This is a genomic window from Bradyrhizobium sp. 1 (genome assembly GCF_023073315.1).
Taxonomy (GTDB): domain Bacteria; phylum Pseudomonadota; class Alphaproteobacteria; order Rhizobiales; family Xanthobacteraceae; genus Bradyrhizobium.
This window is the reverse complement of record NZ_JADPJH010000033.1, coordinates 1-19303: the sequence shown is the minus strand read 5'-3', so window position 1 is coordinate 19303 and position 19303 is coordinate 1. Positions and strand designations below refer to the sequence as shown.

Sequence of the window (19303 nt, the reverse complement as noted above, 5' to 3'; positions counted from 1 at the left end):
ACGACTGAGGTCGGCCGCGACGATTAGTGTGCGCCGTTCGGAATTGGGCCGTTCTGGTCGGAACTGGCTATGATGATCGCCGTACTGCTGTTAGATGCATCAGATACGGGCTTTGGAAGGCGCACCGCGTGGTGCGGGATTGCACCATGATCGACTGGGATGACGTTCGCTACTTTCTGGCCGTCGCGCGTGGAGGCTCGGTGCGGGCTGCCGCCGAGCAACTCGGCGTGAACCACGCGACCGTGCTGCGACGCATCGCCCAGCTCGAGGAGCGCCTCGGGGTCCACATGTTCGAAAAGCTGCCTTCGGGCTACCGCCTGACGGCCGCGGGCGAGGAGGTCCTCGAGTTCGCGGACCAGATGGAAGCATCGTCGCACCAGCTGGAGACGCGCGTGTTCGGGCGTGACCAGAGCGTGCGCGGGCGTCTGCGGGTGACGCTGGCGCCGCCGCTGGTGACGCACCTGCTGATGCCTGATTTCGCCGATTTCGCGCGCCTGCATCCTGATATCGAGATGGACATCCTGTCGTTCGGCGAGCTGGCAAATCTGACCAACCGGGAGGCCGACGTTGCGATCCGCGTCGTCTACGACCGCAAGACCCTGCCGCTCAATCTTCACGGCGTGAAAGGACCGGAGCTGTTCGGCGCCGTCTACATGTCCCGGGATCGACTGGCCGCGTGGCGTGCCGGCGCGCCTGATCCGATCCGCTGGATCGTCATCAGCATGCATGGCATCCCGGACTGGGCCGGCGAGGGCGAGGTTCGCACCACCGGTGTTCCATTCAGGACCTCGGACGCCGGGGCGCAGATTGCAGCCGTCCGGCAAGGGCTCGGCATCACGACACTGCCGTGCTTCGTCGGAGATGCCGACCCGCTGCTGGTGAGAGTGCCGGGCACAGACTTGCACATGTACGGTACGCTCTGGCTTCTCACCCAGGGCGAGACGCGCAAGACCAAGCGCGTGCGGCTCTTCACGGAGTTCGTATCCCGCAGGCTTGCCGCGTACGCGCCGCTTCTCGCGGGGCTGTCCATCTCGCGCGACTGACGCTGGCGGGTCGCGGGAGGAAAGATTGGCCTCGACAGATCGATGCGTTATCGTGCTTCAGAACAATCGACTGGGAGTAGGGTAGTGACGGCTATTGGTCCAACATCGCTGGGTGTTGTTTCCTGGATAGGCAACGCCGCTTAGGTCATGGGATTTGGGGTATTCATCCATCGATTGGACTCGATCTACGATGACAGCCCCGCTGAGCAGTACCAATTTCCCAGTCAGTATCTCCATCGCGTTGAAGCCTGCGTCGGCGATTGGATAATATATTACGAACCGAGCAAGGTCGCTGAAACGCGCGGTTACTTTGCAATTGCACGGGTTCAGCAGGTTATTCCCGATCCCGGTACTTCCGGGATGTATCTCGCTTTAATTGAACCAGGAAGCTATCTCGATTTTGCCAATCCCGTCCCTTTCAACGGACCGACAGGTCCAGTAGAGCGCGGCGTCCTCAACGAGCAGGGACGTATCTCAGGACGCGCTCAGTCCGCAGTCCGCCCAATTTCTCCGGACGATTTCAATAGAATATGCGAGCTTGGTTTCGCGGAGAACGCGCCGGTGCTGCCGCGGCGCGACGGCGACACTCCATCGCTCGAGCTTAACGACCGGCTGCAGGTGCCGTTCGCGGCTGAGCAGCAGCGCGACCGTGTTAGCGTGACGATCTCGAGAATTCTGCGCGATCGAGTTTTTCGCCGGGTCGTCCTCCGCGCCTATGACGAGCGTTGCGCCGTCACCGGCCTCAAGCTCATCAATGGAATGGGGCGCGCGGAGGTCGAGGCGGCTCACATACGACCGGTGGAGGCAAACGGGCCGGATATCATCAGCAATGGGGTTGCTCTTTCGGGCACCGCACATTGGATGTTTGATCGTGGTCTCATCGGTTTCGCGGATAATTTGGAGATATTGATCTCGCGCCAGACAAACGATCTGGATGGAGTGCGATCGATCATCAACAAGACGGGGCGCGCTCTTGCGCCGCGCCGGGCATCAGATCGGCCGCATCCGCACTTCTTGAAGTGGCACCGAGAGCATTGCTTCAAACAATAAGCAAAGCCATACGGCTCATAAGATCGAACCCGCCCGTCGCTGAGCCGCGATCAGCATCTCCACGAACGCGGTCACCTTGGGCGGACGAAAGCGGGCCGCTGGGTACACCGTGTGGATGCCGCCGGATGGCAGTTGCCATGGCGGCAGGATGTGAATGAGGCGCCCCGCCGCCAGATCGTCTGCCACCAGGAAATCCGGCAGCACCGACAGGCCGCCGCCGGCGAGCACGGCCGCGAGCACCCCCGGCGTCGTGTCGATGGCGATGCTCGCCTGCAGGCGCACGGCGCGTCGATCGAGATCGCCGCGCGAGAACTGCCACAGCAGCGGCTCGCGCAGCGCCATGTTGGCGATGAACGGAAACGTCACGAGATCGTCGGGATCGCGCGCGGCGGCGATCCGATCCGCGAATGCGGGAGCGCCGACCAGAATTTGCCGGAACGATCCGATCTTGCGCGCTTGCAGGCTGGAATCGACCAGCCAGCCGACACGGATCGCCATGTCGATCTGGCCCGAGGCGAGGTCGACCGTCTGATCTTCGAGCGTCAACTCCACCCGGCAGCTGGGATAGCGGGCGGCGTAGGCCGTGACGACGGCGACGACGACGGTCGTGCCGTAGTCATTGGGCGCCGTGATCCGCAATGTGCCGGTCGGCTCGGCGGCCGCCTGGGCGAGCTCGTCGAAGGCATCCTCCGCTTCGCGCAGGATCATGACGCAGCGCGCATGAAACGTCCGGCCCGCCTCGGTCGGATGAACCCGGCGCGTCGTGCGCACCAGAAGGCTGGTGCCGAGGTCGCGCTCCAGCTGCGCCACCTGCTGGCTCACCACGGCCTTGGTGATGCCGAGCCGCTCGGCTGCCCGGGTGAACGATCCGGTGTCCACGACGGCTGCGAAATAGGCCAGTCGGTTCAGGTTCATGGGCTAGCCCGGTCAGTTCAATTGTTAGTCTATAACATACATTCTGTCTATTTTGTTGATATTTATCTACCAATGTGCGCGTGCCACATTGCGATTGAAGGAGATCGCCATGTCCGCGCCCATTCCCGTCACCTACCTGTTCGATCCGCTCTGCGGCTGGTGCTACGGCGCCGCCCCGCTGCTCGAACAGCTCGTCGCCCGAGCCGATTTCGCAGTCGAACTTGCGCCGACAGGCCTGTTCGCCGGCGAGGGCGCCCGTCCGATGGACGATGGTTTTGCGGCCTACGCCTGGAGCAACGACCAGCGGATTTCGCGCTTGAGCGGCCAGTCTTTCAGCGAAGCCTATCGCCGCGATGTGCTGGGCGACCGCACGCGCCTGTTCGATTCCGGCCCGGCAACATTGGCGCTCACGGCAGTTGCGCTCAGGGCGCCTGATCGGGAGTTCGAGGCGCTGAAAGCCTTTCAGCTGGTCCGCTATATCGAAGGCCGCGACAGCACGGACATGGCCGTTCTGTCGGATGTGCTGCGCGCGACCAATTTGCCGGAGGTCGCCGCGCGCATGGCGACACCCGACGCCGCATTGATCGTCGCCTACCGCGCGCGCCTTGAGGCCGCGCGTGCCGAGATGCGCCGGCTTGGCGCTAACGGCGTCCCAGCCCTGATCGTTGGGACCGGCAATGATCGCCGCCTTGTGGAGGCGAGCGCGCTGTTCGGCAGCCTGGACGTCCTGATCGACGGACTGAAGGCGGCCTGAGCGCAGCGATCAACACAGTCGAGACCATCCCATTTGAATTTCGCGATCGCAGACCAGCACCAGGAGACCAACATGCAGACAAGGAGAACCATCATGAAAACCACTCTCGCCGCGGGCGCCGCGGCCGTCTTCGCACCCGCGGGCTTCGGCCATGCCGCCGGCGGGCTCACCTGGAAGCATTTTCCAGCCGGACAGAAAGGCTTCTTCCGGGCTCCCGTTCTGGTGTCCGGGCCGAGCGAAGCCGTGCTGATCGATGGCGGCTTCACGCTGCCCGACGGCAAGGCTGTCGCCGACGCGATCAAGTCAACCGGCAAGAAGCTCACCACGATCTACATCAGCCAGTCGGACCCGGATTATTATTTCAGCCTCCGCGCCATCAAGGCGGTCTTCCCCGAGGCCCGCGTGATCGCGGCCCCGGCAACATTGGCGGCCATTAACGCCAGCGTCGAAAAGAAGCTTGCCGTCTGGGGGCCGCAACTCAAGGAGAACGGCCCGCAGGTGTTGGCCGACGTGGTCATCCCCGAAGCATTCGACGGCAAGACGCTCAGCGTGGACGGCGAGACCATCGAGATCGTCAGCGCAGAGGGGCTGGTCAACCGGCGCTATCTGTTCGTGCCCTCGCTCAACGCGGTGTTCGGCGGCGTACTGATCTTCTCCGGCGTCCATGTTTGGACCGCCGACACGCCGACCAAGGAGCAGCGCGCCGCCTGGATCGCCAATCTCGAAAAGATCGCGGCGCGCAAGCCGGCGATCGTCGTGCCCGGCCATTTGTCGGTGGATGCGAAGACCGACCTGTCCGGTGTCGAGCACACCATCGCCTACCTCAAGGCGTTCGACGAAGAGCTGGCCAAGGCCAAGGATTCCGCCGCGCTCAAGGCGGCGATGGAAGCGCGTTTCCCCGGCCTTGGCATGGGCGTTGCGCTCGACATCGGCGCCAAGGTCGCCACCGGCGAGATGAAATGGGGTTGAGATGGGGGCGAACCTCGACCTGATCCGCGCCACCTATGAGGGATCGTCGTCGGAAGAGAACGGCCGCAACCTGTTGGCCGCTCTCGCTCCCGACGCCGCGTGGACCGAAGCGGAAGGGTTTCCGTATGCGGGCACCTATGTCGGACCCGACGCGATCATATCAGGCGTGTTCCGGCGTCTCGCCGCTGAATGGATCGGCTACCGCGCCGAGGTTCACACCTACCTCGAAGACGGCCACCGCGTCGCCGCCTTCGGCGTCTACTCCGGGACCTACAAGGCAACGGGCAAATCCATGCGCGCCGCGTTCGCGCATCTCTATCTGGTGAAGGACGGCAAGATCGCCAGCATGACCCAATATGTCGACACCGCGATGGTGCAGAAGGCGTTGGAGCCTGCCGGCCACTGACAGCCGGCTGACGTCGGTATATACGAGAGGGAGCCCGCGACATGCGGGCTCCCCTTTTTCGTTCCGGCGCCTGCTAGATCTTGATGAAGTTGTGCGCGGCCAGCGCGCCGAAGGGCAGTGTTGCCAATCGTCCGCCGACGTTGAGCGAGCCCAGATCCACCGGGAAGAAGCCGGTGCCTTCGATGAGCTTGCGAAGCTCCACCTTTGCGGCCGCGTCATCGCCCGAATAGAACAGCACGCGCTGGCCACCCGCCACGTCCGGCTCGGACAGCGCCGCGACGTCGTTATGGTTGAACGCCTTGACCACGCGGGCGCCCGGAACGAACTGGCTGAAGACTTGGCTCGAATGCTTGTCGCCGAGATCGACGGCCTTGATGCCGTAGGCCGCCAGCGGATTGCTCGGGTCCTTCGCATCCGGCGAATTGGGATCGAGGAATTCCACCGGGTTGGTGGCGTCGACGACGATGCGTCCGTTCCAGGCCGACAAGCGGCTGAACACCTTTTCCACATCGACCCAGCGCACGGCGGCGATGACGATATCAGCACTTGCTGCCGCTTCCACGGTGCCGGCCTTGATCGAAGGGCCGAATTCCTGGACCAGCGACGCCAAGGATTCCGGTCCGCGGCTGTTGGAAATCGTGGCCGAGATTCCTTTTTTGGCCAAGGCACGTGCGAGGTTTGAGCCGAGGGCGCCAGAACCGATGATACCAATACTCAAGATGGACTCCTGTGAGGTGAGGGGCTTGAAAAGAAAAACCGCCAGCGCCCCGAAGGCTGGTCGGCCGTTCGCTGATCGACGTCGGTCGATACCGAATGATTATGTGTCAATGACATGACGACATTTAAACGCAAGATCTATTACCAGACGAGCGGGATGGAGAACTTGCCCAGCCGCGCGACCTCGGCCGCAACATCCGCCACCGTCGCTTTCGCGAGTTCAGCCTCAAGCGCTTTGCGCGCCCGGTCCAGAACCGGCTGTATCGCTTCGAGGATGTTGCCGCCGACCGCGCAGCTCTCGCAAGGCGGTGTCCGGTGCAGCGAAAACAGCTCGGTGTCCTCGACCGCCGCATAGACATCGAGCAGCCGAATCTTCCTTGCCGGTTTGGCCAGCAAGGAGCCGCCACCCGCTCCGAGTTGCGAACGCGTCAGCCCGGCATCGCTCAGACGCGACAACAGCCCGCGGATGACGACGGCACCGGTGTTGGCTGAATAGGCGATATCCTCCGACCGAAGCGGCTTTCCGTCGCTGACGGCAAGAGCGGTGAGGATATGGACGGCGACGGCGAAGCGGGTGCTGGTCGGCATGACAATCTCGTTTGTGTGTAACCATCACTATTACACACTATTGGCGATGTCAACACACTTCGTTTGCGTCATCCCTGCCGAGTGGCCGCCGTCTTGATCCTTGCGTAGTTGCCTGTCACGCTCACGAATGAGGTCGATGGGATCCATGCCAAACCGCAAGATCGGTCGAGCGCGTCATCGCTATCGGCGCCTAATTGGAGCCGCCACGGAGGAAGGACGATGAAGGCGGCGCTGCAAAACTATCAGGCCCGGATGCGGCGGGTGCTGGACCATATCGACCGGCATCTCGACGCTGATCTGGACCTGGACACGGTCAGCGCCGTTGCGTCCTTCTCGAAATTTCATTTCCACCGGCAGTTCACGGCGACCTTCGGGTTATCAGTGCATCGCTATGTTCAGTTGGTCCGTCTGAAGCGTGCTTCGCATCAGCTGGCCTACAGTGACGCCCAAAGCGTCACCGATATCGCGATGGATGCCGGTTACGACGCGCCTGACGCCTTTGCCCGCGCCTTTCGGCAACGGGTCGGGCAATCGCCGTCGTCGTTCCGGAAATCGCCGGACTGGGAGCCGTGGCTTGCGGCCTTCGGGCCTCTCGACAACGCGAGGAGCAAGCTCATGAAGACAACCTTTACCACCGACGACGTGACGATCCGCGACGTGTCCACCACAAAGGTCGCGATCATGGAGCATCGGGGCAGCCCCGAGACGCTTCGTGCCACCATCCAGCGGTTCATCGCGTGGCGCAAGGCCGCCGGCCTGCACCCCAAAACAAATCCGACCTTCAATGTCTGGCATTCCGAGCGGCGTCCCGTCCCGCCTGCCGTTTATCGCATCGACCTTTGTGTCGGGACCGACCAGCCGATCGCGGCGAACGGCGAGGGGATCAAGCCCGGCGAGATCCCGGGCGGCCGCTGCGCGGTGCTGCGTGTCGTCGGCTACACCGACAATCTCGAGCCCGCCGCGCTCTATCTCTATCGCGACTGGCTACCGGCCAGCGGCGAGGAGGTGCGCGACTTCCCGATCTATTGCCAGCGGCTGAGCTTCTTCCCGGAAGTGCCGGAGCACGAGACGGTGGCGGACGTTTTTCTGCCGCTGAAGTAATCCGCCATCTTGACCGCCGCCCTGATGAGAGATGGCGGATTACGCCTTGCGGCTAATCCGCCTACGAACCGCGCATGCCGGTAAAGAATTCCACCAGACTGAACGGCGCGCGCTCGCCGAGGCAGAGTTCGAGAATCTGATGCGCGCCCACCGCGGCTGATTGGCTGCGGGGAAACATCGCATCTTCGTAAGCCGCGAACGCAGTCTCGACGTCATCGGGGCTGGCAGCGATGGCCTGGCCGAGCTCGGCGCCATCGAGCATCGCGAGGTTGGCGCCGTCGCCGGCCGGCGGCATCAAATGCGCGGCGTCGCCCAAAAGTGTCACCCCGAGTGCACGATCCCAGCGATGGCCGTTCGGCAGCGTGTGGAGCATGCGCAGCACCGGCGGCATATCGGCCTCGGTGATCAGCGCGGTGAGATCAGGCGCCCAGCCGTCGAATTCGGCCGCGATGCGCGCGACTGCTGCGCCGCCATCGCTGAAGTCGATGGCGGCAAACCATTCGGCGGAGCGGTTCAGTGCGATGTAGGCGTGAAGCACGCTCTCGGGCTCGCGGTGCGCCAAAATGCCCTTGCCGGGCGCGAGCGCGAACAGCCCACCGCCGCCGACCGCTTCGGCTGTCGCGGCGTGCCTGATGTCGGCGTCGCGCAGATAAGCCTCGATGAACGACGTGCCGACATAGCGTGGCACCGCGTCGGACAGCAGCGGCCGCACCTTCGACCACGCGCCGTCAGCACCTACGAGAATTTCCGTGCTTGTGCTGGACCCGTCGGCAAAAGTCAGCTTGTGCCGCCCGTCGCCGCGCGCGACGGCGCTCGCGAGCTTCTTGCCCCATTGAATCGTCGCTGGCGGAAGGGAATCCAGCAGGATGCCCCGCAGGGCTCCCCTGTTCACTTCGGGCCGACCGCCTGTGCCGTCGTCGGGCTCATCGAGCAGCACCTTGCCATTCCGGTCGAGCACGCGCGAGGCCTGGCCACCGGCGTGGATGAGTTTACGAAATTGCTCGAACAGGCCTGCGGCCTTGAGGGCGAGCTGTCCGCTGTCGTCGTGGATATCGAGCATCCCGCCCTGCGTCCGCTCCATCGCCGAGGCTTCGGCCTCGTAGACATGAACGGGAATGCCATGCAGGTGGAGCACGCGGGCGAGGGTGAGGCCGCCGAGGCCTGCACCGACAATCGTGACCGGAGTCGCCATCGGAAACCCTTCATCATACCCATTGGAACGCCGTTCCATGGTATTGGAGCAACGTTCCATTCATGTCAAGATGACGTCCATGGCAAAGAAGGCTCATCGGATTGAACGGCGCACCGACGCGTTATCGAGGGAGCGCATCATCGCTGCTGCGATCGAAATCCTCGACAGCGGCGGCGAGGGCGCGCTGACAGTCCGTGCGCTTGCGGCGCATCTCGCGACCGGCAGCGGCGCGATTTATTGGCACGTCGCCGACAAGAGCGAGTTGCTCGCCGCGGCAACCGACGAGGTCATCGCCCGTGTCATGTCCAAAGTGGCGGGTGATACGGCGCCGCGCGAGGCGATCCGTGCGGTTGCACTCGGGGTGTTCGACGCGATCGACGCCCATCCCTGGGTCGGTGCCCAGCTCTTCCGCGAGCCATGGCGGCCCGCAACGCTGGAGATCATCGAGAGCGTCGGCGGACGCCTCCAGGCGCTCGGCGTGTCGTCGGCCGCATTGTTCGACTCCGCGTCCGCGCTCGTGCACTACATCCTCGGCGTCGCCGGACAGAACGCCGCCAACGCCCGCCTTGTTGCACCCGGGACGGACCGATCGACCTTTCTCGCAGGTGTCGCCGGCAAGTGGGCGGCACTCGATCCCGCGAAATATCCCTTCGTACGTCAGATGGCGACGCAGCTCCGCGATCACGACGACCGTGCGCAGTTTCTTGCGGGCATCGATTTGATCCTGGCGGGGATCGGTGCGGTGCGGTGACGAGCGAATCTGCCCGGCCTTGTGGTTCGAGCGCGTAGGGCGGATTAGCGAAGCGTAATCCGCCATCGGTCAACAGGGCGCGATGAAAGATGGATTACGCCAGCGGACTGCGCTTCGCGCAGCCGCGGACTACCAATTCGCCGTACGCTGTTTACACGCCGCGCCCCATCTTCTCGTACTTCTTCACCAGCCGCTCGCGCTTCAGCCGCGACAGCCGCTGGATCCAGAATAGGCCGTCGAGCTGGTCGATCTCGTGTTGGTGGCACACGGCGCGCAAGCCGTCGGACTCCTCGCTTTGCATGTTGCCGTCGAGATCCCGATAGCTGATCCGCACGCGCGTATGGCGCTGGACCTCGTCGTTGACCCCGGGCATCGAGACGCTGCCTTCCTTGTGCAGGATCATCTCGGGCGAGGCCCAACTGATCTCAGGATTGACGTAGGTCTGCGGGCCGTCCTTGGCGTCGAGTTCCAGCACGACGACCCGCAAGGGCACGCCGATGTGCGACGCGGTGATGCCGATGCCGGGGGCGGCGCGCATGGTATCGAGCAGGTCCGTTGCGAGCTCGCGCAAGCTGTCGTCGAAGACCGTGACGGGGCGGGCCGGCATCGCGAGCCGGCGGTCGGGATAGCGGACGATCGGGCGAATGGTCATGCGGGGCTCCTACCACTCACGGATGGTTGAAGCACCCCATTCTTGACGGCCTACCAACTGGAAGGTAGTTAATGGTCATGACCAACGTTTCCTCGACCGCCGACCACATCCTGGCCTGCGCGCGCACCCTGATCATTGCGGGCGGCTACAACGGCTTCAGCTACGCCGACATCGCCGAAATCGTCGGCATCCGCAAACCGAGTATCCACCACCATTTCGCCAGCAAGGTCGATCTGGTCCGCACCCTCGTGTCGCGCTACCGCGAGGAAGCCGAAGCGGGACTGGCCGCACTCGAGCGCAACATTCCGGATCCGCGCGACCAGCTCAAAAGCTATGTCGGCTATTGGGAGGCGTGCATCGCGGATGCGTCGGCGCCTTTCTGCGTCTGCGCACTGCTGGCCAGCGAGCTTCCGATTTTGCCGGAGGAAGTCGCGCTCGAAGTTCGTGCGCATTTCCGTTCACTCGCATCCTGGCTGACGTCGGTGATGGAGCGCGGCAGACGGAAGGGGCGGCTGTATCTATCCAGCACGGCGAAGGTCGAGGCGGAAGGATTCATGGCGACCGTTCACGGCGCGATGCTGTCGGCACGCGCCTATGGCGATCCAAAAATGTTCGGTGTGATCACCGCCCCGTTGCTGGAGCGGCTGTCCACAAAACACTGAGAGACATCGGCGAGACGATCACGACATCCCGCAGGCAGGCGTGGGTGAGCGCAGCTCGCTGCGCGCAAACTACCAACCAGTAGGTAAAGGAGAAAGTGCCGTGTCGCATTATCAATTGGACCCCGTTCGTACCGATCGCGAGCAATGGCTGAAACAATACTACTTCATCCGGGCGGCGTTCTCCGTCGCCTGGGTCATTGCTGCATTTGCTGTCGGGGCATCGTCTCCCGTGATCGCCGGCGCCTTGCTCGTGCTCTATCCCTCATGGGACGCCGCAGCGAACTTCGTGGATGGCTTGCGCAGCGGCGGACTCACTCAAAACCGCACGCAGGCGCTGAACGTCGTGGTCAGCCTCGCGACCACCGTCGCCGTTCTCGTCGCCTTGCAGATGAGCATGAACCTGGTGCTCGGCGTGTTCGGCGCCTGGGCGATACTATCAGGGTTGCTTCAGCTCGGGACGGCCATCCGGCGCTGGAAGAGTTTTGGCGCGCAGTGGGCGATGGTGCTCAGCGGCGGCCAGTCAGCGCTCGCCGGCGGCTTCTTTATCTTCCAGGCCACGACGCCGATGTCTCCGACGATCGCTGACGTCGCGGGCTATGCCGCAGTTGGTGCGGTCTACTTCCTGGTTTCGGCGGTGTGGCTCACCGTCAGCGCATGGCGCCAGCGCGCCAGGCGGGCGCAGTTGGGATGATGCGATGGCATGGGGTTGTTTTCGAGATTGTTGTTGGCAACAATGCCGCCAACAACAAGAGTCGGAGGAAACTTCATGCGCAGGATCGCAATCGCACTGGCGGCAACCATCGCAGCGGCAACGCCGGCCGCTGCCGACTATCTCGTCAAGGAAGTCGGCAGCTTTCACATCGGCGGTCACACCGAAACCTTGAGCGGACTTGCATCCAAGGAGATCGTGTTCTCGCCGGGCGCCCCGCCGATCAAGGTCGATCCGAACGGCGAGTTCGAGGTCGAGCAGATGTACGTCCAGTTCGTCAGGCAGGCCGCGCCGAAATCCAAGCTGCCGCTGCTGCTGTGGCATGGCGGCGGGCTCTCGGGGGTGACATGGGAGACCAAGCCCGACGGCAAGCCGGGCTGGCAGCAGTTCTTCCTCAATGCCGGCTATGACGTCTACGTCTCCGATGCGGTCGAGCGCGGACGTGCGTCCTGGGCGCGCTATCCCGAGATCTTCAAGAGCGAGCCGTTCTTCCGGCCCAAGAAGGAGGCGTGGGAGCTGTTCCGGATCGGGCCTGCTTACGAGGTCGGCGGCAAGCGCGAGGCGTTCGAGGGCGAGCAATTCCCGATCGAGGCTTTCGACCAGTTTGCCAAGCAGGGCATTCCGCGCTGGGCCACGAACGACGCGGCCACGCAAAAAGCCTATGACGCGCTGGTGCAGAAAGTGTGCCCGTGCATCATCCTGGTCCACAGCCAGGGCGGCAATTTCGGCTTCACCGCCGCGCTCAATGCGCCTGACAAGGTGAAGGCGCTGATCACCATCGAACCTTCGGGCGCGCCGGATCCGGCGAAGGCCGATGCGGCAAAACTCAAGGGCGTGCCGCATCTGATCGTCTGGGGCGATTTCCTCGACAAGGTCCCGGTGTGGTCGAAACTCGTGGTCAACCCGACCAGATGGGGGCAGGCGGTTGCGGCCGCGGGCGGCAAGGTCGATACGTTCGAGCTTCCCAAGATGGGCATCAAGGGCAACACCCACATGATGATGATGGACCGCAACTCGGACGACGTCGCGCGGCTCGTCAACGACTGGATCGGGAAGCAGGGGCTGGCGAATTAGTCCGGATAGGGCGTGCCGTCCTTGTGCACGAACCTTCCATCGGAATTGGCGCTCATCATGTCGATGTCGGAGCACGTCGTGAGGTCGTCGGCAGCGCGCGAGCCGACTTCGAGATAGACGGCCGTCGCATCCGAGCGGTTGATCATGTGATGGTCGTTGCCGCTGCCCTTCGGGAAGGCGGCGCAGTCGCCCGCGCGCAGCACGGTTTCGCCGCCGTCCTCGATCAGCGTCACTTCGCCTTCGAGCACATAGACGAACTCGTCCTCATGCGAGTGCCAGTGCCGCTGGCTCGACCAGTTGCCCGGCGGCAGTCGCATCAGATTGACGCCGAAATCCGAGAGGCCTCCGGCATTGCCGAGCCGCTTGCGGATACGATCAGTGCAAGGAGCGGCGAAGGGCGCGGGATAGCCGGAGCCCTTGCGGGCCGGGACGGCAGCGATGTCGATCTTTGGCATGAGCTGTTCCCCGGAATTTTGCGCTCGAAGTTATGTGGTGCGGGCGCAGTGCACCAGAGGCGGTGATGGCGGAACAGCCGGGTGGCGGTGCGCCGGCGGGAAAATTAAAGTACGGTCGTCATGTCGGCCCGCGCCGTTCCCATTCGTCTTCCACCCAGACAGACCTGACGGGAGACCAAAATGAACGCTTCCTCCTATCGCTGGGTGATCGTCGCCGCCGGCGGCTTGCTCGGCTGCGTCGCGATTGGCGGCATGTTCTCGCTGCCGGTGTTCTTGCAGCCGATTGCCAAGGACACCGGATGGTCGGTGACCGGCATTTCCAGCGCGATGACGATCGGCTTTCTGGCAATGGCCTTCACCAGCATGGCTTGGGGCACGCTGACGGATCGTTTCGGGCCGCGGCCGGTTGTGCTGACGGGATCTTGCGTGCTGGCCTTGAGCCTGTTCGCGGCGAGCCATGCGAGCTCGCTGCTGGCGTTCCAGTTCGTGTTTGGCCTCCTGGTCGGCGCCTCCTGCGCGGCGATCTTCGCCCCGATGATGGCGACCGTCACCGGCTGGTTCGATACGCATCGCAGCCTGGCCGTGTCGCTGGTATCGGCCGGCATGGGTGTGGCGCCGATGACGATGGCGCCGCTCGCGGCGTGGCTTGTTTCCAACCATGACTGGCGCACCGCGATGCAGATCGTGGCGCTGGTGGTCGGCGCGATCATGATCCCGGTCTCGTTCCTGGTGCGGCGCCCGCCGGCGCTCGCGCAGGCCGTGGCCGCACCAACGGGCAAGGGCGCGCCGCAAGGCGAGATGTCGATGAGCGAGGCGCTGCGCTCGCCGCAGTTCCTCATCCTGCTCGCGACAAACTTCTTCTGCTGCGCCACCCATTCCGGACCGATCATCCACACCGTCAGCTATGCCGTGAGCTGCGGCATTCCGCTGGTCGCGGCGGTGACGATCTACAGCATCGAGGGCTTTGCCGGCCTCGGCGGACGCATCGCCTTCGGTCTGATGGGTGACCGCTTCGGCGCCAAGCGCGTGCTGGTCTCGGGGCTCCTGCTGCAGGCGTTTGGCGCGCTCGGTTATGTCTTCGCGCATCAACTCGCGACGTTCTACGCGGTCGGGGCCGTATTCGGCTTCATCTATGCCGGGACCATGCCGCTCTATGCCGTGCTGATCCGCGAAAACTTTCCGCTTCGGATGATGGGCACCGTGATCGGCGGCACCGCGATGGCCGGCAGCCTGGGCATGGCGACCGGTCCGCTTGCCGGCGGCCTGATCTACGACGCGTTCTCCAGCTACGCCTGGCTCTATATCGCCTCCTGGGCGATGGGCCTGGGTGCGTTCCTGATGGCGATGAATTTCCGGCCATTTGCCAAGCCGCAAGGCGAGGCAGCGGCACCCGCGACGGCGTGAATGCGACGATCGAGGCGCGGCGTCAGAGCTGCGCCTCGATCGCCGCCTTGTCGATGACCGACCACACCTGCCAAATCTTTCCATCGCGAAATTCATAGAACACGTTTTCGCAGAAGGAGACGCGCCTGCCGTTCACGGCGAGTCCCAAAAATGTCCCGACCGGCGCGCAACAGAACTTCAACCGTGCCGCGATGTTGGACTGATCGGCGATCAGCAGCTCGATGTTGAAACGCAGGTCTGGAATCTTGCGAAAATCGTGCTCCAGCATCGCGCGATAGCCGGCGAGGCCAAGCGGCCGCGCGTTGTGGGCGACGTCATCATGGACGAAGCGTCCAAGCGTCGGCCAATCCTGCCGGTTCAGGCAGGCGATGTAATCGCGGTAGATGTCGGCGAGATCGTCTCTGGCCATATCGAAGCTCCCAAGGCTTCGGTGACAACGCGGAAGAAGGGAAGTGGGCTCAGCTCACAGGCGCTTCTCGAAGAACAAATCCGGATAGGGATCGTCGTTGAAGCGCGGAATCTCGATCCAGCCTGTGGTGCGGTAGAGCTGGCCGGCCTCGGGCAGCGCGCTGTTGGTGTCGAGCCGCAGCAGCGCCATGCCGAGCCCGCGCGCTGCATCCTCGGCTGCGTCCATCAGGCGCCGGCCGAGCCGCAATCCGCGTGCCGCAGGGGCGACCCAGAGCCGCTTGATCTCGGCGTAGCCGTGATCGGTTCCCTTCAAGCCCACACAGCCGATCGGCAGCGCGTCCGAGATCGCGACGATGAAGGCGCCGCGCGGACGGCGCATGTCCTTGGCATCCGGGTCTCTTGAAAGAGAAACGTCAAACCCCTGTTTGAAGCGGCGGCCGAGCTCGGCATAATACTCGCCGAGGCAGTAGCGGGCCTTCTCGCTCTGCGGATCCATCTCGGCGAGCGCGACGCGCTCGCGCGTCAGCGCCGAGGCGATCAGGTCCATTGCCGCCAGCAGCGTCTCGCGCTGCGAATGCTGCGCAAGGAAGCTCTCGGCCTGCGTGTTGGACAGCGCCTCATAGGCCGCGAACTCGCGCCGGCCCGCGCGCGTCAGCTTTGCCACACGGCGCCGCGCATCGTCTTCGTGCGCGATGGTCTCGACCACGCCTTCGTCCTCGAGGCTGCGCAGCAGGCGGCTCATCAGGCCGGAATCGAGAGCGAGATAGTCGCGGATCTCGGCCACGTCCGAGCGTCCGTGCCCGATCGCATTGAGCACGCGCGCCGCCCCAAGGGGCCGGCCGCGCCCGAGGAACGAGGTGTCGAGCGCGCCGACGGCGGAGGTGACGGCACGGTTGAAGCGGCGGACGCGGGAGACGGGGTCGAGCATATACCTGACTTTAGTCAGATATTGTCCCCAGTCAATGCATGTTCACTTCACAAGCGAAGGATGAGCGCGCGCTAGTTGCAGATGGCGTGCGGAATCATCCACGTCGCAAAGGTCTGCCACAGGCCGTCCTCGCGGCGGCGCTGATAGGCGACGAAGTCGGCGCCTTCGCCGTGCACCAGTTCGTAGCGATGGGTCTTGGTGGATGCAGTGCTGAACTTGCTCATGGGAAATCTCCAACTGGAATGAACTTTCCATTGAGCTAGTTGCAGTGCAGCATGATGCCAGTGGGAGGATGAGGACCATTTCATCACGTTGTGGAGAGGGAACAAGCCCGGTCGCCCGCCGGCTCACGCGGCCCCGGGTGCTCCCACTCAGTCGAGCCCCAGCGCCCAGCGCGATTTGCGCGTGAGTTTTGCGACGATCAGGGCATGGGCCTGCGCGAGATAGGCGGTCAGCTCCGCATCGGGCAGCGCGTTGTTGCCGACGAGCTGCACCCATTTGGCGCGTGCCAGATACGGTGCCGGCCGCGCAACGCCGTGCTCGATCAGCATCGCATAGGCCATGTCCGAGACCTTGAACATGTAGCCGCCGGAGCTTGCGGCAAAGCCGCCGCCGAGCGCGAACATCTTGCCGCCGACCTTGAACACGGAGGTGCCTTCCCACTGCACCACCTTGGTGGCGGCGGGCAGGCGCAGGCAGCGCGTTTCGAATGTCTTGGGTGTCATGCGATCGCACCCGAGACGCAAGGCTCATCTTTATGGCAGCATACGCTTGCCAACCAGGGATGAATTGCCATGTCGCGGGTTTCGATCAAGACCAGGGACGATCTGCCGGAGGCGCTGAGGCCGCTGTGGGACAAGATGACGACCTACGGTGCGTTCGAGAACCAGGCCGGCGTCATGGCGCATCGCGCGCCGATCTTCAAGCACATGTGGTCGCTGCTCGTCGATCTCGCCCAGGAAGGCAAGGTGTCGAAGCGCCATCTCGAGCTGGCGCTGGTCACGGTCTCGCTGCTCAACAAATGCGACTATTGCGTCTCGCACCACGCGCCGAAGCTGGCAATCCAGGGCGTGTCGGAGGAGGGCGCCGCGCGCCTCGTCGACTACAAGGATCACCCTGAGCTCGATGAGCTCGACAGGCTCGTCGTCGAATATTCCATTGCCGTCACCAACAACTGGAACAAGACCCGCGACGAAATCTTTGCCCGCCTGCGCGCGCATTTCTCGGAAGCGCAGATCGTGGAGCTGACATGGCGCATCGCGCTGTGCGGCGCGTTCAACCGCTTCAACGACATTCTCCAGCTCGAAGTCGAGCAGGGCGTGCCCCACAGCGAAGCCGCCGAGTAGCGCTGCGCCCGCCGGCATTGGCCCCGGAAGGGTCGCGCAGAGGTACCCGATCACGGAGTTGTGGGTTGCTGCGGGCGGCTCAAGGGCGGCACGGAGCTGTCGCTCAAGGTGAGGTGAGCCGTCAGGCCGCGTCGCTGGCGCGATAGGCGTCGGGAACCACGAACACCTCGTCGGCGCGGCCATAGCCGCCATCGGGCACTTCCTCGATCAGCACCATCGTGTGCGGCCGCGCTGCTTCGCCGAAATAGTGGACGAACAGCGCGGTGAGGTTATGCACGATCTCCGCCTTCTGGCTGCGCGACAGCGCGGCCTGCGGGATCTTGATGTTGGCGAAAGGCATGATGGTTTTCTCCGTGTTGAAGTGTCGTGCGGTGTGTCAGACCACGCCGCCATTGGCGCGGATGACCTGGCCGTTGACCCAGCCGCTGTCTCGTCCGGCGAGGAAGGCGACGATTCCAGCGATGTCGTCGGGCTGGCCGAGGCGGCCGAACGGATTCATGGCGGCGATGGCGCGCACCTGCTGCTCGCTCTTGCCTTCGAGGAACAGCCGGGTTTCGACCGGCCCGGGCGCCACCGCGTTGACGGTGATACGCCGGTTGCCGAGCTCCTTGGCAAGGATGTGCGTCATGGCTTCGACCGCGGCCTTGGTCGCGGCGTAGGCGCCATAGCCGGGCTGATAGAGGCCGATGACACTCGAGGAGAAATTGACGATGCGTCCGCCGTCGCGGAGCCGCCGCGCGGCTTCGCGCAAGGACCGGAACACGCTGTCGAGGTTGATCGAGGTCTGCCGCGCGAACGCTTCGTCGGTCACCTCGGCGAGCGGGGCGAGCTCCATCACGCCGGCATTGTTGACGAGGATGTCGACGCCGCCGAAGGCCTGCTCGGCCGCATCGAACAGCCGCGCCGAGGTTGCCGGATCGGCAAGATCGGCCTGCACGGCGACGGCGCGTCCGCCCGCGGTTTCGATCTCGGCAACGAGCGCCTCGGCAGCGTCGCGGCCGCTGGCATAGTTGATCGCAACCGCAATTCCATCCTGCGCCAGCCGGCGGGCGATGGCAGCGCCAATGCCGCGGGAGCCGCCGGTCACGATGGCCGCGCGCTGGGATTGGTTGGTCATGGCAGCTCTCCTCAGGTGTGGTCTGACCGAGAGATACCTGATCGTTGTGTCCGGATAATCGCCCAGGACTTGCCATCACTTGTCGGCTGTGGTGAACAATTGGCCATGGACCGCTTTGACGCCATGCGCCTGTTCATCCGCCTCGTCGAGCGGCAGAGTTTTACGGCTGCGGCGGCTGATCTCGGCATTCCCCGCTCGACGGCGAGCGAGGTGCTGCGCGGTCTCGAGGCGCGTCTCGGCGCGCGTCTGCTCGAACGGACGACGCGGCATGTCACGCCGACGCTCGACGGCGAGGACTATTACCGCCGCTGCGTCGCCATCCTGGCGGAGGTCGAGGAAGCGGAAGCCGCGATGCGCGATGCGCAGCCGCGCGGCCTGCTGCGCATCGACGCGCATCCCTTGCTGACCCGCACCTTCATCCTACCGCATCTGCCGGAATTTCTGGCGCGCTATCCGCAGCTCGAATTACAGATCGGGCAGGGCGACCGCCTGGTCGATCTCGTGCGCGAGGGCATCGATTGCGTGATCCGCTCGGGCGAGCCCGAAGACAGCGGGATGATCTTGCGCCGACTGGGCACGATCGCGGAGATCACGGTGGCGAGCCCGGCCTATATCGCCAGCCACGGCATGCCCGTGGCGCCCGATGCGCTCGATGGGCATCAGATGGTCGCCTTCCTCTCCTCGCGCACCGGCGATGTGTTGCCGCTGGAATTTTCCGTCGCACGCGCGCTGCGGCACGTCGTGCTGCCGAGCCGGGTGCGCGTCAACAATTCCGACACCATGGCCGATCTGGCACGGCTCGGCTTCGGCCTCGCACAGGCGCCGCGCTATCGTTTCGCGGACGATCTCGCCAGCGGCGCGCTGGTCGAGGTGCTCGCCGACTATCCGCCGTCGCCAACGCCGCTCTCCGCACTGTATCCGCAAAACCGCCAGCTCGCGCTGCGCCTGCGCGTGTTCCTGGACTGGATCTCGGGCATCTTTGCCGCGGCGAAGCTGTAAGGGCTACAAGTCGTTGCGTTGCCCGTCGAGGCTGAGCAAGAATTGGTCGTTGGCGGCCTTAGG

Annotated in this window: 25 protein-coding genes; 13 read left to right on the top strand and 12 right to left on the bottom strand. The window is 64.2% G+C overall.

Translation table 11 applies throughout. The features are described from left to right. Window positions 1-146: 146 nt before the first annotated feature. The gene (locus IVB29_RS25090) at window positions 147-1043 is read left to right on the top strand and encodes a LysR family transcriptional regulator (RefSeq protein ID WP_247506085.1); all 897 of its coding nucleotides are present in this window, start codon (window positions 147-149) and stop codon (window positions 1041-1043) included. A 147-nt stretch (window positions 1044-1190) separates the two neighbouring features. Next, entirely contained in the window at window positions 1191-2093 is a 903-nt protein-coding gene (locus tag IVB29_RS25085) for an HNH endonuclease (protein ID WP_247506084.1), read from the top strand. Between the two features lie 15 nt (window positions 2094-2108). Here the strand turns inward: IVB29_RS25085 and IVB29_RS25080 are convergent, their stop codons facing one another. Continuing rightward, window positions 2109-3008, bottom strand: a complete 900-nt coding sequence (locus tag IVB29_RS25080) for a LysR family transcriptional regulator (RefSeq protein WP_247506083.1) — start codon at window positions 3006-3008, stop codon at window positions 2109-2111. Between the two features lie 109 nt (window positions 3009-3117). Between IVB29_RS25080 and IVB29_RS25075 the strand changes: the two genes are divergently transcribed. The 3 genes from IVB29_RS25075 to IVB29_RS25065 all read left to right on the top strand — a co-directional run bounded on the left by IVB29_RS25075 (window position 3118) and on the right by IVB29_RS25065 (window position 5137). Continuing rightward, entirely contained in the window at window positions 3118-3762 is a 645-nt protein-coding gene (locus IVB29_RS25075) for a DsbA family protein (RefSeq protein ID WP_247506082.1), read from the top strand. 72 nt (window positions 3763-3834) lie between these two features. After that, entirely contained in the window at window positions 3835-4731 is an 897-nt protein-coding gene (locus IVB29_RS25070; protein WP_247506081.1) for an MBL fold metallo-hydrolase, read from the top strand. A 1-nt stretch (window position 4732) separates the two neighbouring features. Further along, the gene (locus IVB29_RS25065) at window positions 4733-5137 is read left to right on the top strand and encodes a nuclear transport factor 2 family protein (RefSeq protein ID WP_247506080.1); all 405 of its coding nucleotides are present in this window, start codon (window positions 4733-4735) and stop codon (window positions 5135-5137) included. Between the two features lie 73 nt (window positions 5138-5210). On the opposite strand, the gene IVB29_RS25060 is transcribed toward IVB29_RS25065, so the two are convergent. After that, window positions 5211-5855, bottom strand: a complete 645-nt coding sequence (locus IVB29_RS25060; RefSeq protein WP_247506079.1) for an NAD(P)-binding domain-containing protein — start codon at window positions 5853-5855, stop codon at window positions 5211-5213. Between the two features lie 140 nt (window positions 5856-5995). Further along, window positions 5996-6442, bottom strand: coding sequence for an Rrf2 family transcriptional regulator (locus IVB29_RS25055; RefSeq protein ID WP_247506078.1), 447 nt, complete (start codon window positions 6440-6442; stop codon window positions 5996-5998). Between the two features lie 219 nt (window positions 6443-6661). On the opposite strand from IVB29_RS25055, the gene IVB29_RS25050 reads away from it, so the two are divergent. Next, window positions 6662-7543 carry an AraC family transcriptional regulator gene (locus IVB29_RS25050; RefSeq protein ID WP_247506077.1) on the top strand — a complete coding sequence of 294 codons (882 nt, stop codon included), beginning with the start codon at window positions 6662-6664 and terminating at the stop codon, window positions 7541-7543. A gap of 61 nt (window positions 7544-7604) precedes the next feature. Here the strand turns inward: IVB29_RS25050 and IVB29_RS25045 are convergent, their stop codons facing one another. Then, complete coding sequence (locus tag IVB29_RS25045) at window positions 7605-8735, bottom strand: NAD(P)/FAD-dependent oxidoreductase (RefSeq protein WP_247506076.1); 1131 nt, start codon at window positions 8733-8735, stop codon at window positions 7605-7607. Between the two features lie 79 nt (window positions 8736-8814). Here IVB29_RS25045 and IVB29_RS25040 point away from each other — a divergent pair, with 79 nt between their 5' ends. Beyond that, window positions 8815-9486 (top strand): TetR family transcriptional regulator, encoded by a 672-nt coding sequence (locus IVB29_RS25040; protein ID WP_247506075.1) that lies wholly within the window; start codon window positions 8815-8817, stop codon window positions 9484-9486. 151 nt (window positions 9487-9637) lie between these two features. On the opposite strand, the gene IVB29_RS25035 is transcribed toward IVB29_RS25040, so the two are convergent. After that, on the bottom strand, window positions 9638-10138 hold the full coding sequence (locus IVB29_RS25035) for a peptide deformylase (RefSeq protein ID WP_247506074.1): 501 nt from the start codon (window positions 10136-10138) through the stop codon (window positions 9638-9640). A 77-nt stretch (window positions 10139-10215) separates the two neighbouring features. On the opposite strand from IVB29_RS25035, the gene IVB29_RS25030 reads away from it, so the two are divergent. The 3 genes from IVB29_RS25030 (at window position 10216) to IVB29_RS25020 (ending at window position 12583) form a co-directional block, all read left to right on the top strand. After that, the gene (locus IVB29_RS25030; RefSeq protein WP_247506971.1) at window positions 10216-10800 is read left to right on the top strand and encodes a TetR/AcrR family transcriptional regulator; all 585 of its coding nucleotides are present in this window, start codon (window positions 10216-10218) and stop codon (window positions 10798-10800) included. 100 nt (window positions 10801-10900) lie between these two features. Continuing rightward, the gene (locus IVB29_RS25025; RefSeq protein ID WP_247506073.1) at window positions 10901-11491 is read left to right on the top strand and encodes a DUF308 domain-containing protein; all 591 of its coding nucleotides are present in this window, start codon (window positions 10901-10903) and stop codon (window positions 11489-11491) included. A 75-nt stretch (window positions 11492-11566) separates the two neighbouring features. Then, complete coding sequence (locus IVB29_RS25020) at window positions 11567-12583, top strand: esterase (RefSeq protein WP_247506072.1); 1017 nt, start codon at window positions 11567-11569, stop codon at window positions 12581-12583. On the opposite strand, the gene IVB29_RS25015 is transcribed toward IVB29_RS25020, so the two are convergent. Then, window positions 12580-13038, bottom strand: a complete 459-nt coding sequence (locus tag IVB29_RS25015; protein ID WP_247506071.1) for a cupin domain-containing protein — start codon at window positions 13036-13038, stop codon at window positions 12580-12582. The two genes, IVB29_RS25020 and IVB29_RS25015, sit on opposite strands and share 4 nt — an antisense overlap. 180 nt (window positions 13039-13218) lie before the next feature. Between IVB29_RS25015 and IVB29_RS25010 the strand changes: the two genes are divergently transcribed. Next, a complete protein-coding gene (locus IVB29_RS25010) occupies window positions 13219-14442 on the top strand; it encodes an MFS transporter (protein ID WP_247506070.1) in 1224 nt (407 codons plus the stop codon). A gap of 22 nt (window positions 14443-14464) precedes the next feature. On the opposite strand, the gene IVB29_RS25005 is transcribed toward IVB29_RS25010, so the two are convergent. The 4 genes from IVB29_RS25005 to IVB29_RS24990 form a co-directional block, all read right to left on the bottom strand. Next, window positions 14465-14851 carry an ester cyclase gene (locus tag IVB29_RS25005; protein WP_247506069.1) on the bottom strand — a complete coding sequence of 129 codons (387 nt, stop codon included), beginning with the start codon at window positions 14849-14851 and terminating at the stop codon, window positions 14465-14467. A gap of 54 nt (window positions 14852-14905) precedes the next feature. Then, window positions 14906-15778, bottom strand: coding sequence for a bifunctional helix-turn-helix transcriptional regulator/GNAT family N-acetyltransferase (locus IVB29_RS25000; RefSeq protein ID WP_247506068.1), 873 nt, complete (start codon window positions 15776-15778; stop codon window positions 14906-14908). Between the two features lie 71 nt (window positions 15779-15849). Continuing rightward, complete coding sequence (locus IVB29_RS24995; RefSeq protein ID WP_247506067.1) at window positions 15850-16002, bottom strand: hypothetical protein; 153 nt, start codon at window positions 16000-16002, stop codon at window positions 15850-15852. A gap of 147 nt (window positions 16003-16149) precedes the next feature. Then, window positions 16150-16503 carry an MmcQ/YjbR family DNA-binding protein gene (locus IVB29_RS24990; protein ID WP_247506066.1) on the bottom strand — a complete coding sequence of 118 codons (354 nt, stop codon included), beginning with the start codon at window positions 16501-16503 and terminating at the stop codon, window positions 16150-16152. 69 nt (window positions 16504-16572) lie between these two features. On the opposite strand from IVB29_RS24990, the gene IVB29_RS24985 reads away from it, so the two are divergent. Further along, on the top strand, window positions 16573-17124 hold the full coding sequence (locus tag IVB29_RS24985; RefSeq protein WP_247506065.1) for a carboxymuconolactone decarboxylase family protein: 552 nt from the start codon (window positions 16573-16575) through the stop codon (window positions 17122-17124). 121 nt (window positions 17125-17245) lie between these two features. On the opposite strand, the gene IVB29_RS24980 is transcribed toward IVB29_RS24985, so the two are convergent. Beyond that, complete coding sequence (locus IVB29_RS24980) at window positions 17246-17464, bottom strand: 4-oxalocrotonate tautomerase family protein (protein ID WP_247506064.1); 219 nt, start codon at window positions 17462-17464, stop codon at window positions 17246-17248. Between the two features lie 36 nt (window positions 17465-17500). Next, window positions 17501-18241, bottom strand: coding sequence for an SDR family oxidoreductase (locus tag IVB29_RS24975; protein ID WP_247506063.1), 741 nt, complete (start codon window positions 18239-18241; stop codon window positions 17501-17503). 105 nt (window positions 18242-18346) lie between these two features. Here IVB29_RS24975 and IVB29_RS24970 point away from each other — a divergent pair, with 105 nt between their 5' ends. Continuing rightward, a complete protein-coding gene (locus IVB29_RS24970) occupies window positions 18347-19240 on the top strand; it encodes a LysR family transcriptional regulator (protein WP_247506062.1) in 894 nt (297 codons plus the stop codon). Window positions 19241-19303 lie beyond the last annotated feature (63 nt).